This is a genomic window from Flavobacterium collinsii, assembly GCF_946903285.1.
GTDB lineage: Bacteria > Bacteroidota > Bacteroidia > Flavobacteriales > Flavobacteriaceae > Flavobacterium > Flavobacterium collinsii.
In genome coordinates this window covers 664,569-679,010 of record NZ_OX336425.1, presented here as the reverse complement: position 1 = coordinate 679,010, position 14,442 = coordinate 664,569, and the positions used below count along the sequence as shown (strand labels likewise).

Genomic DNA, 14,442 nt, shown 5'->3' with positions numbered 1-14,442 from the left:
ATCTAGAAGGCTTTTCTTTTCTTCTCATCTTCTTTTTTCTTTTTCTCGATCTGTTTTTTCTCTACTTCAGGGTTGTAGGGAACGCTTAAATCAATGGCCTGATCGACATCCCAATTGGTTCGGACATCTACATTGGTTTGAAAATAGAATACTTCTTCAGCGTATTTTTTATTCAGGAAATCACCCGAGTCATATATTTTGTTCTTATTATCGTCATAGATTATTCGAATCGTAAATTTATCAGGGACTAATAGATTAAATTCAATTTTAGTTTTGCCTTCCGAGTAATCACTTGCATATACCACATCTCCTTTAGCGTTAGTCGCTTCGACTATAATTGGAAAACGTTTCACATTTTGCAGGTTCAAAACAAGATTTCCGTAATCGGCAGGTTCTTTTGTGCTTAGTTTAATGGCAAGGGTATCGTTAGACTTTTCATAAAAATCAGTCAGTGCACCTGGGAAAAAGGTTATATTGTATTTTTCAACAGGCTCTTTTTTGAAATCAACATAGAATTTTTGTTCAAATTCATCATATTCTGTGGTGAAATCTACAGCAACTGAGTCCTTGTTAACCAGTTTAATTTTTGATTTGTCAAACTTTACCAGCGGAGTGGCTGATTCTAAGGTAAAACGATCTCTGAAATTGATGTTTCCGTTTTGAACGGCAGTTATGTTTAAAGTGTCTTTCTTTTGGTCTTTAATTTTTAGGCTAAATCTTTTGTTGTATTTGTCTTTGCTGACTTCTAGAGATAAAGAATCGGCTTTTAGGGGTTTGTACCAAATTTGTAAGGAATCTTTTTTAGGAAAAGCGGTAACAATCGTTTGCAAAGTTTCATTGCCGTGTTTCAGGACAACTTTGGGTTTAGAAAGTTTGAAGTTTTGTTTGCCTTCGTAGGGAAGATAGAGTTTATTTCCTGATGCCTGTATTGGTTTTAATGCTTTAAAAGGAAGTACTTCCTTGAACAATTCGAGCTCAAAAATAGTATCGTTCGGAACGGTGATATAATGTTTGATAAACCCGATTTTGTCATCTTTAGGGTTGTATCGGTTGTTGTTTCCTTTGTCTTTCATTGCTACTAACAGGTATTTTCCGGCCTTTAAATTTTCTAATTTAAAAGTACGCAAACTGTCCAGAGTGTTTGTGATGTAGCGTGGACTCTGTTTGTAAATCAAAGAATCTTTATAAGTATCGTTAACTTCATATAGCATTACCGAAACAAAATTATCAACGTTTTTTTCATACGAATCTTTGATTTGCCCACTTATAGAGAGAGAATCAATATACGGGCCTGTCGAGAAAACATATTTAAACTGGTTTATCGAGTTTCCTTCATTATTGTCTGCAATACTTTGTCCGAAGTTAAAACTGTACGTAGTGTTTGGCAGTAAAGTATCTTTTATTTTTATGGTGATTACTTTACTTGCGGTAGTTGGTAAAATTAACGGCTCACGTTTCATAGGAGGTGAAATGATAAGCTGTTTGTTGAGGTTTTTAAGTTTTACATACTCATCAAATCCCAAAATAATTTCATTTCCTTTAAAATCAGTACTGAAATTTTTAGGCGAGCTGTATTTTAAAACCGGAGCCAGCGTATCTTTTAGTCCGCCGGTAATGCTTCCGCGTTTGGCACAGCTTAACATAAAAAAGACCAGTAAAAATGCAATATATCTAAAGTTGTTTTTCAACATAACGGTTTCTGAATTTGATTGCACAAAATAACAATTATATTTGCTTTAATTGAAACTTTTTAGCCATTTATTAGGATTTACAGCTTTTGCAAATTGCTCTTTTTTTTTAAATTCAAAACCATAACAGCGAAGAATTTCTTACTTTTGGGTTTAAAATGTAATTTTTCCTAAGTTTTGATCAAAAGATTTTTTATTGGTTTCTTAATTCTTTTTCTGATTTCCTGTAGTAAGAATGAAAAGCCGGTTGTTGCTTTTTATTACTGGAAAACCATTCTGAAATTATCTGAAACGGAGAAGCTTGTTTTGAAGCACAATGAAGTCGCTAAGCTTTATATTCGGTATTTTGATATTGGCCAGCATCCCCAGACCAAAGAACCGATTCCGCTTAGTCCGATTCGTTTTCAGGACGCCGTAACCAAGTTCGAAATTGTACCCGTAGTATTTATTCAAAACAAAGTTATGTTGTCTCCTTCGCTTGATGTGGAGGATCTGGCACAGAAAACAGTTCGTTTGATTGAAGAAATCAGCACGAAGAACAAAATTACATCTCAGGAAATTCAGATCGATTGCGACTGGACCCTTAAAAGTAAAGACAACTATCTTAAATTTATTGAGAGTGTTAAAAAGCTTTCCGGAAAAAAACTCTCCGCAACAATTCGCTTGCATCAGGTGAAATATTTTAAGAAAACTAAAATTCCGAACGTAGATTCCGGAGTTTTGATGTATTATAACATGGGGGCAATTGCTCCCGATTCTTTAAATTCGATATACGATCAGAAAATTGCAGAACGCTATTTAAAAAGTCTGAAAAAGTATCCGATGCATCTCGATTTTGCCCTACCTATATATTCTTGGGGAATTCATATCCGAAACCAAAAAGTAATTGGTTTACGTTCTAAAATGAATGTAGCTGAACTCAAAAGGGATTCAAATTTTCAACAACTAAGTGGAATCTTTTTTAAAGCGAAAAAATCCAATTATAAGAATGGAGTTTTTTATGAAGAAAATGACCTCTTAAAAATGGAGGTAATTACGGCAGCAGATTTAAAACAAATGGCGGAAGAACTGGGTGAGAATACCGCGCAGCAGCCCAAAGAAATTATATTTTACGATTTAGACGAATTCAATTTAAAAAACTATGAAAAGAATATTTTTGAACAAGTTATTTCTTGTTTCTAGTGCGGTTTTACTTTTTGCATACGGAGTAATTTATGCCTGTGCAGATGGCGATTGGGATTATTTTGGATCGTACAGTTCTAATTTTACTCCCGAAACTTTTGCAGACAAATCCTATTCACCGCTTTTCCTGTCGGGTGGAATTTTCTACGGAATTGGTTTTGATACCGAGCACAATTCCCGTTTCAACAAAGATATTAAGTCTGATTGGGGAACGTATCTTAAAGGGAAAATCGATACCACTACCGTAAATTATTTTTTAATTGGAGAAGAAAAACCGGATTATTATTCAGAAAATAAAAGTGCGATAAAAAACAAGGAAGAAATCAAAGATCTTCATACGTTTTATAAAAACAAAAAGGAAAATAAATCCTCTTTGAAATGGGGGAAAAAGATTTCGCTGAAGGATGATAAAGTAAAAAGCTTTGTCGAGTTTTTATATCTGGCGCAAAAAATAGAAACCGTTTCTATTAACAGAGATTATTGGAGTTACGATCCGGTGGAGGCAAAAACGTTCAACGATGCCAAGATGATTCAGTCTATCGAGAATGTGTACAACACGACTTCGGATCCTTTTATGAAAAACAGATATTGGTTTTTGACCATGAAAGCTCGTTTTTACAGCAACAACAAACAAAAAGCCGTTGATTTTTTTAATAAAACAGAAAAATCGGTTCCTAAAAATGTGCTGTATTACCGAGCACTTTCCTACGTAGCAGGAGTGAATCACAAGCAAAATAAATTTGCAGCTTCAAACTATTTGTACGCACAGGTTTTTGATAAATGCCCGGAATTGAGAATCGTTACCGCTTATTGTTTTAGGCCAAAAAATGAAACCGACTGGAATAAGGCGTTGACGATGGCTAAAAATAATAAGGAAAAAGCAGCGCTTTGGGCTGTTCGTGGTTACTACAAAGACGAAAAAAAGTCCATTGAAAAAATCTATGAATTAGATCCTAAAAGCGAACATCTGAATTATCTGGTAACACGATTAGTGAACAGACAAGAGGAGGCGATAAACAATTCGTTTCAGAAGGATGGAGGAGAAAATCAGCCTATGAAAAAACTTAGTGTGGCCGAAAACAAAACCGAAAATCAGGTTAAGGTTGATCAAAAGACATTGGATTTAATCGCTAAAATTTCGGCAGCAGGAAATACAGACCGGCCTTACTTATGGGATTTGTCTCTGGGGTATTTACAGACTTTAAAAGGAGATTATGCCAATGCAGATAAGAATTTTGATAAGGCGGTGAAAACGCTTCCTAAAACAGAACTGGCAGGAATGCAATTGCGTTTGCTTCGTTTTGTAAATAATTTGAGTAAAATAGACAAGCTTACGGATAAAAACGAAAAAACAATCCTCGCCGATTTAAACTGGTTGTATTTTGAACTTCCGAAGAATTACAAAGGGCAGGAATTTCGTTATCAGAATGCTTCTTCCTGGAGCAGAAGTTATTTGTCAACGCTTTACAGGGAAAAAGGAAATCCGGTAATGGCTGAAATTTATGGCGAATCGCGTTACAGTTATTGGAACGATGGAAATTCATTTTATGACAATGAAAAAGTTTTATTAGACATGAAAGCTTTCTTGTCTAAATCCAATAAATCTGAAATTGAAAGTATCGGAGCAGGAATTTATAGTTTGAAGCTAAAAGATATCAATAATTTTCAGGCGGTTGAGGCAACCTTTAAAAATAAAATTCCGGAAGCTATTGAGTACATGAAACAAACCGATTCGGTTCAATACAGCAAGTTTCTGGGGAATCCGTTTAACGGAAATATAAAAGACTGTCACGACTGCGATCACACGGCGTATCAAAAAAGAAAATATACTTTTATGGATTTCCTGACTACCGTAAAGGAAATGCAAGGTAAACTGGCTCAAAAAGAAGACGTGTACACGAATAGCTTATTGTTGGGTAATGCCTTTTATAATATTACACATTTCGGAAACGGAAGAACTTTTTATGAAATCACAATTATAGGTTACGGTTCAAGTCCGTATTCGTTTAGAGATTCGATGAAACGAATGATAACCAATTGTGATCTTCCTAAAATGTACTATCAAAAGGCGTTGGAAGCGGCCACAACAAAAGAGCAAAAAGCAAAATGTATTTATATGCTGGCCAAATGCGAACGAAACGAATATTACAATAATAAGTACAACAACCTTAAAAACTGGTGGGAAGCTGACGACGATAAAATTAATTTTATTGCCTGGAGTGGTTTTAAAGCGTTGCAGAAAGACTATTCGGATACGAAGTATTATCAGGATGTTATTGCCGAATGCGGTTACTTTAATACGTATGTAAATCAATAATTGAAATTAAAATTTAGAGGTTATGGTAAATAAAATTGAGCATATCGGAATTGCCGTGAAGAATATGGAGGAAGCCAATGTGCTGTTCGAAAAATTATTGGGCGTTCCGTCCTATAAAATGGAGTCGGTAGAAAGCGAAGGGGTTTTAACCTCGTTCTTTCAAACCGGAACCAATAAGATCGAGCTTTTGGTGGCTACAAATCCTGAAAGTCCTATCGCAAAGTTTTTGGAGAAAAAAGGAGAGGGAATTCATCATATCGCTTTTGATGTCGAAGACATTCATGCCGAAATCGCCCGTTTGAAAAACGAAGGTTTCGTGCTGATTAATGACGTTCCTAAAAAGGGAGCGGATAATAAATTAGTGGTTTTTTTACATCCAAAGAACACAAATGGTGTTTTAGTCGAGCTTTGTCAGGAAATTAAATAAAAATTTTTCTTTTTAGGATTCGAAATAAGCAGTTGAAAATCAATTGTGTTTTAGGAAACACAGGGTGTTGTTTGAAATTAAATGCAAATCATCTCCCAAAATATTTGGAGTGAATGAAAAATAGTAGTAATATTGCATCCTCAAACCGGTCCTATAGCTCAGCTGGTTAGAGCACCTGACTCATAATCAGGTGGTCCCTGGTTCGAGCCCAGGTGGGACCACTACTAGAATAAAGCCTTTACAGCAATGTAGAGGCTTTTTTTGTTTCTAGGGAACGGATGAGGGGCAATTTTTCAATTTTTCATTCTTTAAAAGATTGTATTATCTTTACGAGCAAACATTAATATTATATTGTATAATATTGAAAAAAAACAGATAGATGACTTTTAATGAATACTTAGCTAACCTCGGTTTTGGAATAAATCCATTTCAGTATTCAAATGCGGATAAAGAAATTGACATAATCGGTAATTATTTTATAAAGCCAGATTATTTTGAAGATATTTGGGGTAATCCTTATAATCCCGTTTCAAATATTGTTTATGCTCCGAGAGGTGGTGGCAAAACAGCTCAGAGGATAATGGTCGAAAAAAGAGCAAAAGAGTCTGATGACATATTGACAATAACCTATACAAATCATGATTTATCAGCTTTTAGCAGTATAAATGAGATAACACTTTCATATCATTTAACTTATTTAAATAGATTGCTATTATTGTCTTTTTTTAATCGAATTAATGATGAATCTTTTGATTTTAATTCTATTTTTTCATTTTCGGAGAGGCAATATATTTATAAGTTGGCTAGGATTTATTTATTTGAAACGCCTGCTTCTTTCCCTAATCAAGCAATTAGTTGTTTAAAAACTTTTGAAGATCATATTGTGGATATATGGAAAGGGTTTAAAGAACCAATTGTAAATGTTGTAAAACAAATAACTAAGAGTAAAGGTTTAGAGATTGATCTTTCAAATGTTGAAATAGATAAAAAGTTAGAATTTAGCCATAAAAATAATTTTTTCAATATAAATTCTCTTTTAAATAAAGCAGGTTATAATTCAATAATGGTCTTGGTTGATAAAGTTGACGAACAGAATCTTACGGGAAATAATCCGCTTTCAAGTTTTACGCTTATTTGTGATTTAATAAAGGATTTGGAGCTGTTGGAAACACCTAATATTAGTTTTAAGTTTTTTCTTTGGGATGCTTTAAGACCTTTTACCATGGAGCATGCGAGACCTGACAGAGTTTTTTCGTATGATTTAGTTTGGACGTGGTCACAAATACAAACAATGTTATCAAAACGTGTTTCAGCATATAGTGATGGTAGAGTAACGAATTTTACATCACTTTTTAAGAACAGAAAGTCATTAGGTAGAGTTATTTTATTTTCAGAATTATCTCCAAGAGATTGTGTGAGAATTTGTAATAGGATATTGTCAGAACAGTTTAAGTTTAATCCTAGTTCAATTCAATTTGAAGAACATATAGTTGATGCTTCAATTGAGTCGTTTTGTAAAGAGAAAGCACAAGAATTAATAACAAATTCTTCAAATTTAAATTATCTAATTAAAATGAATAAAGTTTCATTTACTATTGAAGAATTAGTAACAAGTAAACTGGCTTCTAATTCTCCAGCAGTTCGTAATATAATTCTTCCGTGGACATCGGGCGGTTACTTGAAAAAAATTGGGTTAGTTAACAGGAAAAATGCTAAAGCAGTTAATGAATATGCATTACAAGAAATTAGACTGGCTTTTATTGCATGTCCTAAGTTAAATCTAGATGATTTTATCGCTAATAAAGTTCGAAGATGTAATCATCAATCATGTGGAACAATATTCTATCGAAATTTTGATGTTAAGACTTATCCATGTCCTGTGTGTAATACGTTGAATGAGTAATGGTGAAATTTTTGGTCATTAATAAAGTAGAAATATCATTAAAAAATGTTTGTTAATGTAAAAAAGTCTGCTTTACTACAAAGCAGACTTTTTTTGATTATTCTTCTAGTTCTAAAGCTTCTTGAGGGAATTCATCTCTTTCAACTTTATTGTCAATAAACCAAGAGCATTGTACTCTACCGGTATATTGGCTTGGTCCGGATAATGGTGTCGTTCCGATATGTCTTGTAACTGTCATTGTTGGTCCTCCGCTTTTTAGAACAACGCTGTCTCCGATTTGAAATTTTTTTTCCATTGTATGTTTTTTAGTTTTTTGGTAGTTACAATTTACAAGTTATTTGTTTTGTATTGTGATATTTGTAATCCTTATTATTAACAATTAGTGTTAATTTTCGTTTGAATAGATTTTGATGAATTCAGAGATTTACCAGCTTTTAATTGTCTTTTATTGTATAAATATATTCGGGATTAAGATTTATAAAATTTAAAACTATTTCGGTAATAATCTGCTTTACAGCTTCCCTTTTTTGTCTTCGATTTCATTGGTTTTTTCTAAAATCTGATTGATTGATTGATTGATTGATTGATTGATTGATTGATTGTCCATTGTAAATTAAAAGTGCTAATAAATATTCGCCGATAATAATGTCTTCGTTTTCTGATGTAGAGTGGTAATGTTTGTCTGTTTAGGTTTATCATTTTTACATTTATGATAAGTCTATTGCTGCGGTCTTTCACCTCAAATTCTTTTAATATAGCACCTAATTTTTTAAATTCATTTACATAGCTAGAATCTGTATTAAAATTCGTGTAGAATTAAGAAACCTGTCGGATTTATTTATGTATAAGGGAAGAAAGTGTATTTGTTCATTTCAAGGGCTGCTATCAAAAAAAGAGTAAACATTGAGTTTGTTTGTAAGAAAAAGAATATTTTTGTTGAGTAAAACAACAACCAATTACTTTTTAGTGGTAGTACACATTACTGTATATGTTTTTTACCTGTTGTTGGTTATAAAACTTAATTATTATCTTTGAATTATGAGCACACTAACAAAACCAAATCACATAGGGCGAAAGATCAGCCGTATTCGTGAACTTCGTGATATGAAACAGGAAGCATTGGCGCAGGCTTTAGGCACAAGCCAGCAGGCGGTTTCAAACATTGAAAACAGTGAAAAACTGGATGATGACAAGCTTTTGGCAGTAGCCAATGCTTTAGGAGTTACTGTTGAAGCAATTAAAAATTTTTCAGAAGAAGCTATGATCAGTTATTTTAATACTTTTAATGATAGTCCAAATAATAATTTTGGCAACAACCACCATTGTGCTTTTAATCCTCTTGATAAAGTGGTTGAGCTTTACGAGCGTTTGCTTCAGGCCGAAAAAGAAAAAGTAGAATACTTAGAAAAAGCGCAAAAAGGGAAATAACCTTTGATCGATTTAGATGAGACCGTTTCATATCGTGAAGCGGTTTTTTTATGGCTTGTTTTTCAGAGATTCCGGAAATTAGTTTAATTTTTCTTTACCCGTTCCAAAAGTATAAGTATATCCAACGTAAGGAAAATATTTAAACATTCTGACCTGTTCTAAATTAAAGGTGTCATTACTTAAACTGGTTTCAATGATAAACGGTGGAGATTGTCCTACGAGATTGTTAATTCCAAAATACAATCTGGATTGGTTGCCGGATTTCGTTCTTTTTGTTTTTGAGACGCCAACATCTACATTGTAATTTCTCGGTAAACGGTAGTTATTAGGTCTTGATATTTCATTGCTTTGGTTGGGATCTACTGGGTACGAATCTTTTTTGTCATTATAGGAAAAAGAATCTGGTGCCGAGATTAAAATGCCGGAACTATAATTAAACATGGTGGATAGGACCCAGGATTGGTTAATATTCCAGATAACAGCTCCTTTTATTTGATGGGTTATATCGTTTGGAGAATTAAATGTCTGACCATTATTTATTGTGGGGAATCGCAATGTCGATTTGCTCAGGGTATACGATGCCTGTACATCAAACTTTTTGAACTGCTTAGAAAATTCAAGTTCCAAGCCTCTTGAATTACCAAACCCGATTAGAGGGGATTGTATTTTGTCCTGATCTGAAACATCATAAAGGGGTTGATACATTAAAATATTGGATACTTTTTTTTCGTAAAACTGTAATCTGATGTATCCTTTGTTTAAAGTTTTTTCATAGCCTGCTTCATAAATAAAAGCCTTTTCCGGAGGTAACTGATCTGTACTTGGCATGCGTAAATCTGAGGGTAAGGCATAGGTGTTCTGGGCAATTTGATGATAAAACTGTTCCATTATGGCATAGGAGGCAAAGAGACTATTAGAATTGCTGTACTTGTAAACCAAACTGGTACGGGGCTGAAAAGAATTATAAACCTTGTTTTTAGTTAAAAAAGTTGCATAATGAAGACCTGCTTTTATTCGAACTTTATCAGACAGTGTTATATCATTGTCCCAATAGGTTTTGAAATGTAATGACTTTATCAATTGATCACGGTCAATAGTGTTATTAGAAAAATTAGTCATATTTATTCGTAAGCCTATCGCACTATTTAGGAATGACGACCAGTGATAGTTCAGGTTGTTTTCGATACCTATATCTGTAATACGAAACTTTCTGGTTCCATCCTCATCTGCATTGGCAAACTGATTATTGTAGTTGCTTAGCAGTAGAACCGAATTCTGAAACAGTCTGGGGTTGTACACCCTGTTCCAGCGCAAAGAAAGTGTCCTGTTGGTCCAGGTAAGCTGAGGTGCTTCGGAAGAAAAGAAATTTACACGAATAAGATCTCCGCCGGTATAGGCACCAAGGTACAGTCTGTTGGAGGAATTAATAAAATAGTTAATTTTAAAATAGGCATCATACATTCGGTATTTAAAATTAATATCCTGATCAAAAATCGCTTTGGTCAAAGCATCAATCCAGCTTCTCCTTGCACTAATCATAAAAGACACCTTGTCTTTTATGATAGGTCCTTCAATCATCGCAGAACCCGTTAGTAAGCCAATATTAACAGCCCCATGGTAGGATTGCATGTCTCCATCTTTTGTTTTAACATCTATGACCGACGATAGTCTTCCTTCGTAACGAGCCGGAAAGCCGCCTTTGTAAAAACTTATTTGTTTGATGGCCTGCGAATCGAAAATAGATAACAAACTCGTAAAATGATTGTAATTGTAAATAGGAACACCATCTAATAAAACCAGATTCTGATCAGTTGAGCCTCCTCTTACATTTAAAGAAGTGCCATAGGTTCCCGGTTTTAAGGTAAGAAGTTTTAACGGGTCTGATTGCCCCATTAGAAAGGGAAGAGCGTTAACATGCTGCGTATCGATTATGCTGGAAATCTCATTTAAAGGTTTTTTGGATGACTTAACTTCAACCGGAGCAAGGGATAGTCCCATTTCAAGATTGAAGTTTTTTTTAATGGTTTTGTTTACCAGTATCGTATCTGTTTGTGAAGTAAAACCGGTATAACTCGCATTTATGATGTACTTGTTTTCGGGCAGTGTTAGCGTATAATAGCCGTAATCATTACAATTAACAGCAATGTTTGTGTTTAAAACTCGTACAGTAGCGTAGGGTAGCGCTTCTTTACTGTCGCCTGCATAAACAAACCCGCTAATAGTAAATGGGTCAGGAGCTCGTGAAACCGTGTAGATAATTATTTTATTATCTTTTTCGAGAAATTTTACTGATTCTGTTTCAAAAAGAAGATGTAGAAGCGTTTTTAATTTATAAGTTCCTTTGTCGATCTTTATCTTTTTGCCAAGATTGAGTTTGTTATTGCTTAGGGATAAATTTGTGCCTTGTGCTATAATGGTGGAAATATAAGCTCCGATACTATCATTTTCTATTTGGATAGTGATCTTTTTTTCCAGTAAGCTTGTTTTTTGTGCTTGTACAGATCCGGCACAAAAGAAAAGTACAAAATAGAATGAAGTTGTTAACCAGTTATTTATGGGAGAATTACTTTTCACATGATATGTTTTTCACCCAAATAGTATTGCCTTTTTGTGTATAACTAAGCCCAAACAATAAACGGAATTCTTCTAATATTTCTTTTATAGATTCGTTCTTGAAATTTGTGGTAACGGTGCAGGAATCAGAGATTTTGCCTTCTACCTGTATTTTAATATGATAACAATTTTCAATATCCTCAAAGGCTTTTTGAAGTGGAGTATTTTCGAAAGAAAGAGACTTTGTTTTCCAGGAGAGTAAGTTTTTGTCGGCTGTGTCACTTTCAATTAACCTATTGGAAATGTAATGAACGGTCTGTTTTTTCTCCAAAACGACTGTTTGATTAGTAGGAGTGGCGGTAACCTTGACTTTTCCTGTAATCACGTCTACCGATTTTTCTTTTTCTGTTGTTTTTACAACAAAAGAGGTTCCTAAAACTTTTACGGCTAGTGTGCCCGTATTTACAGAAAAAGGCTTGCTCTCGTCGTGTTTTACTTCAAAAAAAGCTTCCCCATTTAAGCTGACAGTACGGTTGTTCCACAGAAATCTTTTATAGGTAATACTCGAGTTGTCGTTCAAAGTAACTAAAGAACCATCGCTCAATTCGACACTTTTTACCTGTCCATTAGCTGTCTGGACAGTTATCTCGGCATTCGCATACAAGAAAGCGAACGTACTTATTAAAATGAAAACGGCTGCAACTGCTGTTGCATATAGGTATTTTTTATACAACTGAAATACGGTTGGCTTCGTGGATGATAAATTTGGTGCTATGCGGTTCCAGGCATTAGCTGTTTCAAACAACTGAGGGGAGTCTAATGGCTGACTTTCTGCAAAAAAAATCTTAAGCGAGAGGTATTCATCAGGATTGTTTTTTATCCAATTGATTAACACAGCTTCTTCCTCAGGTTTCGTTTCTCCTGAAAAATGCTTTGCCAGTAATACATTAATATCTTGGTTGTCCATGGTTAAACCTCTTTTAAATAAAACACAAATTCTTTTAAAACCCCCACTATGTAATGACTAAAATACCATATTTTAAAGAAAACAATTAGGTTGGGATGTTGTTTGACAAACTCCCGTATATGTTTGATGGCTTTGCCCATCTGATTTTCTACTGTTTTTACTGATATTTCTAATTTCTCTGCAATTTGTTTATAGCTTAATTTTTCAATACGGCTCAGTTTGAAAATTTCAAGACATTTTGGTGGAATTCCATTAAATGCTTGTTCTATAAGCTGGTTAGCATCTGATAAGGGTTTTGTTTCGGGAATTTCTTCGGCAATATCGGCAGACATTTCGTCAATGTCAAACATATAGATTTTTTTTCTCAGAATAGATATGCACCGATTCTTAACAGCTATATACAGATAATATTTAAGGCTCTTTTCAGAAAGTAAATCCTTGCGGGTTTCCCATATTTTAATCATCAGTTCCTGCACCACATCTTCACTTTCATCCCGATCCTGAAGGTATTTATAGGCATGATTGCATAAGGGCTGATAAAGCTCGCTGAACAATTGTTTAAAATGCTTTAGGTCCTCATTCATATCATAAAAAGTAGGGAGATTTTAAATTTTTATTGCAGCGTAATAGGGGTATTTTATTTTTTGACGTATTAGTAATAAGGCAGTGTAAGATATTATTGCCGCAAATTTAAATTTATTAACTATAAAGTAATTAAAACAAATGAAAAAGTCAATTATTGTATGCGTAATTTTTTTAACATTCGGTACAACTGTAGTAAAAGCACAAGAAACCGGTAAACATGAAGTAAATCTAACCTATAGCGATGGTATACCAATGACTTTTGTAGATGGTTTTTCAGATGCATTATCTTCCGCAATTCTGGGACAAAAACTAAATTCTAAGACAACATCTTCTGGGAATTTTGGTTTGGGTTATAGAAATCAAATCACCGAACGAATAAGAGTAGGTGGTGATATCGCTTTTCAGCAGGAACAAACCGAGCAAAGCGATAAAAATAACAAATTTATTGGTAAGAGAACCAATCGCTATTTAATGGTAATGCCAACGATAGCGTTTAGTTACATAAAAACAGATTGGTTGGATTTTTATGGCTCAGCTGCTGCAGGTGTTGTTCTGGAAAGATATACACAAACAGAGCCTAATAGAGCTGCCGTTAAAGACAATGCTGCTGATTTTGCTTTTCAGGTTAATCCTGCAGGTATACGTGTAGGTAAAAAACTTGGTGTGTTTGCAGAAGTCGGATTCGGATATAGAGGAATTGTAAGTGCAGGTCTAAACTATAAATTTTAAACAATAGTTTATTAGACTGAGAAAACAAATTGTTTGTAATGTTCATAAATGGCTAAATAGTTTAAATATTTAGCCATTTATTTTTAAAGAAAAATGGATCAGGTTAATAAGGTAAGATTGCTCAAAAAAAACAAATTGTACATAAATATGGGCAAGTAGAAGTATTGCCAATGGTTTCAACCATCGGGAACAAAAAGTGAACGCAATGTATAATTACAAGACAAATCCGGTGATTGAAACCATGGGTAACAATTTGCGATAATTGCCTTTTCAATGTAAGAAAAAGTAGAATATCTGGAAAAAGTACAAAAAGGCAAATAACCTTTAGCTAGTTTAGAAAAGACCGTTTCGTAATCCGAAACGGTCTTTTTTTATGCTTTAAGTTATTTTGGAGCGATATAGGTTTTATTTGAAGTAACAGATTATGAATCATTCAGATGGATTTTGTGCTCTGAGATGGTAGAAGTTGGGTTTATTGTTGGAATCGAAGTTTAGATTTGTAGAAAAAAAATCTAAACCACAAAAATATACGTAAGTACCGGTAAGGATTAATGTTTTCGGGGGTTTTTCCTGTGTCAGGATAAGTGTATTATTTTTGTTTTTCTTTTTTTGTTTTAAATCTTGTGTTTTTGCAAAAAACTTATACATTTGCCGAATAATTCG

The 14,442-nt window shown here is 33.9% G+C and carries 11 protein-coding genes and 1 tRNA gene; 7 read left to right on the top strand and 5 right to left on the bottom strand.

Annotated elements, in window-relative coordinates:
- Window positions 1–2: 2 nt before the first annotated feature.
- Window positions 3–1,691, bottom strand: coding sequence for an Ig-like domain-containing protein (locus OGZ34_RS03125; RefSeq protein ID WP_263362102.1), 1,689 nt, complete (start codon window positions 1,689–1,691; stop codon window positions 3–5).
- Between the two features lie 174 nt (window positions 1,692–1,865).
- Here OGZ34_RS03125 and OGZ34_RS03120 point away from each other — a divergent pair, with 174 nt between their 5' ends.
- The 5 genes from OGZ34_RS03120 (at window position 1,866) to OGZ34_RS03100 (ending at window position 7,517) form a co-directional block, all read left to right on the top strand.
- Window positions 1,866–2,870: a hypothetical protein gene (locus OGZ34_RS03120; RefSeq protein ID WP_263362101.1), complete on the top strand. Its 1,005-nt coding sequence runs from the start codon at window positions 1,866–1,868 to the stop codon at window positions 2,868–2,870.
- A complete protein-coding gene (locus OGZ34_RS03115; RefSeq protein ID WP_263362100.1) occupies window positions 2,830–5,187 on the top strand; it encodes a hypothetical protein in 2,358 nt (785 codons plus the stop codon). Before OGZ34_RS03120 ends, OGZ34_RS03115 begins: the two co-directional genes overlap by 41 nt.
- A 22-nt stretch (window positions 5,188–5,209) precedes the next feature.
- Window positions 5,210–5,614, top strand: coding sequence for a methylmalonyl-CoA epimerase (mce, locus tag OGZ34_RS03110; RefSeq protein WP_263362099.1), 405 nt, complete (start codon window positions 5,210–5,212; stop codon window positions 5,612–5,614).
- Window positions 5,615–5,761: 147 nt separating this feature from the next.
- Window positions 5,762–5,835: transfer RNA gene (locus tag OGZ34_RS03105), tRNA-Ile, on the top strand.
- Window positions 5,836–5,993: 158 nt separating this feature from the next.
- Window positions 5,994–7,517 (top strand): P-loop ATPase, Sll1717 family, encoded by a 1,524-nt coding sequence (locus tag OGZ34_RS03100; protein ID WP_263362098.1) that lies wholly within the window; start codon window positions 5,994–5,996, stop codon window positions 7,515–7,517.
- 97 nt (window positions 7,518–7,614) lie between these two features.
- Here the strand turns inward: OGZ34_RS03100 and OGZ34_RS03095 are convergent, their stop codons facing one another.
- Window positions 7,615–7,812, bottom strand: a complete 198-nt coding sequence (locus OGZ34_RS03095; protein ID WP_263362097.1) for a YodC family protein — start codon at window positions 7,810–7,812, stop codon at window positions 7,615–7,617.
- A gap of 743 nt (window positions 7,813–8,555) precedes the next feature.
- Here OGZ34_RS03095 and OGZ34_RS03090 point away from each other — a divergent pair.
- Window positions 8,556–8,945, top strand: coding sequence for a helix-turn-helix domain-containing protein (locus tag OGZ34_RS03090; RefSeq protein ID WP_263362096.1), 390 nt, complete (start codon window positions 8,556–8,558; stop codon window positions 8,943–8,945).
- A gap of 78 nt (window positions 8,946–9,023) precedes the next feature.
- On the opposite strand, the gene OGZ34_RS03085 is transcribed toward OGZ34_RS03090, so the two are convergent.
- Genes OGZ34_RS03085 through OGZ34_RS03075 form a run of 3 tightly spaced genes read right to left on the bottom strand, consistent with a single transcriptional unit; the run spans window position 9,024 to window position 13,049 of the window.
- A complete protein-coding gene (locus tag OGZ34_RS03085; protein ID WP_263362095.1) occupies window positions 9,024–11,519 on the bottom strand; it encodes a TonB-dependent receptor in 2,496 nt (831 codons plus the stop codon).
- Window positions 11,509–12,465, bottom strand: a complete 957-nt coding sequence (locus tag OGZ34_RS03080) for a FecR family protein (RefSeq protein WP_263362094.1) — start codon at window positions 12,463–12,465, stop codon at window positions 11,509–11,511. Before OGZ34_RS03080 ends, OGZ34_RS03085 begins: the two co-directional genes overlap by 11 nt.
- A 2-nt stretch (window positions 12,466–12,467) precedes the next feature.
- Window positions 12,468–13,049 carry an RNA polymerase sigma-70 factor gene (locus OGZ34_RS03075; protein ID WP_263362093.1) on the bottom strand — a complete coding sequence of 194 codons (582 nt, stop codon included), beginning with the start codon at window positions 13,047–13,049 and terminating at the stop codon, window positions 12,468–12,470.
- A 139-nt stretch (window positions 13,050–13,188) separates the two neighbouring features.
- Between OGZ34_RS03075 and OGZ34_RS03070 the strand changes: the two genes are divergently transcribed.
- Window positions 13,189–13,779: an outer membrane beta-barrel protein gene (locus OGZ34_RS03070; RefSeq protein WP_263362092.1), complete on the top strand. Its 591-nt coding sequence runs from the start codon at window positions 13,189–13,191 to the stop codon at window positions 13,777–13,779.
- Window positions 13,780–14,442 lie beyond the last annotated feature (663 nt).

Bases quoted from the DNA above. Each gene is read 5' to 3' on its own strand.
- OGZ34_RS03115 (WP_263362100.1), top strand. From the start codon at position 2,830: ATGAAAAGAATATTTTTGAACAAGTTATTTCTTGTTTCTAGTGCGGTT.
- OGZ34_RS03090 (WP_263362096.1), top strand. From the start codon at position 8,556: ATGAGCACACTAACAAAACCAAATCACATAGGGCGAAAGATCAGCCGT.
- OGZ34_RS03125 (WP_263362102.1), bottom strand. From the start codon at position 1,691: ATGTTGAAAAACAACTTTAGATATATTGCATTTTTACTGGTCTTTTTT.
- mce (WP_263362099.1), top strand. From the start codon at position 5,210: ATGGTAAATAAAATTGAGCATATCGGAATTGCCGTGAAGAATATGGAG.
- OGZ34_RS03075 (WP_263362093.1), bottom strand. From the start codon at position 13,049: ATGAATGAGGACCTAAAGCATTTTAAACAATTGTTCAGCGAGCTTTAT.
- OGZ34_RS03100 (WP_263362098.1), top strand. From the start codon at position 5,994: ATGACTTTTAATGAATACTTAGCTAACCTCGGTTTTGGAATAAATCCA.
- OGZ34_RS03070 (WP_263362092.1), top strand. From the start codon at position 13,189: ATGAAAAAGTCAATTATTGTATGCGTAATTTTTTTAACATTCGGTACA.
- OGZ34_RS03095 (WP_263362097.1), bottom strand. From the start codon at position 7,812: ATGGAAAAAAAATTTCAAATCGGAGACAGCGTTGTTCTAAAAAGCGGA.
- OGZ34_RS03080 (WP_263362094.1), bottom strand. From the start codon at position 12,465: ATGGACAACCAAGATATTAATGTATTACTGGCAAAGCATTTTTCAGGA.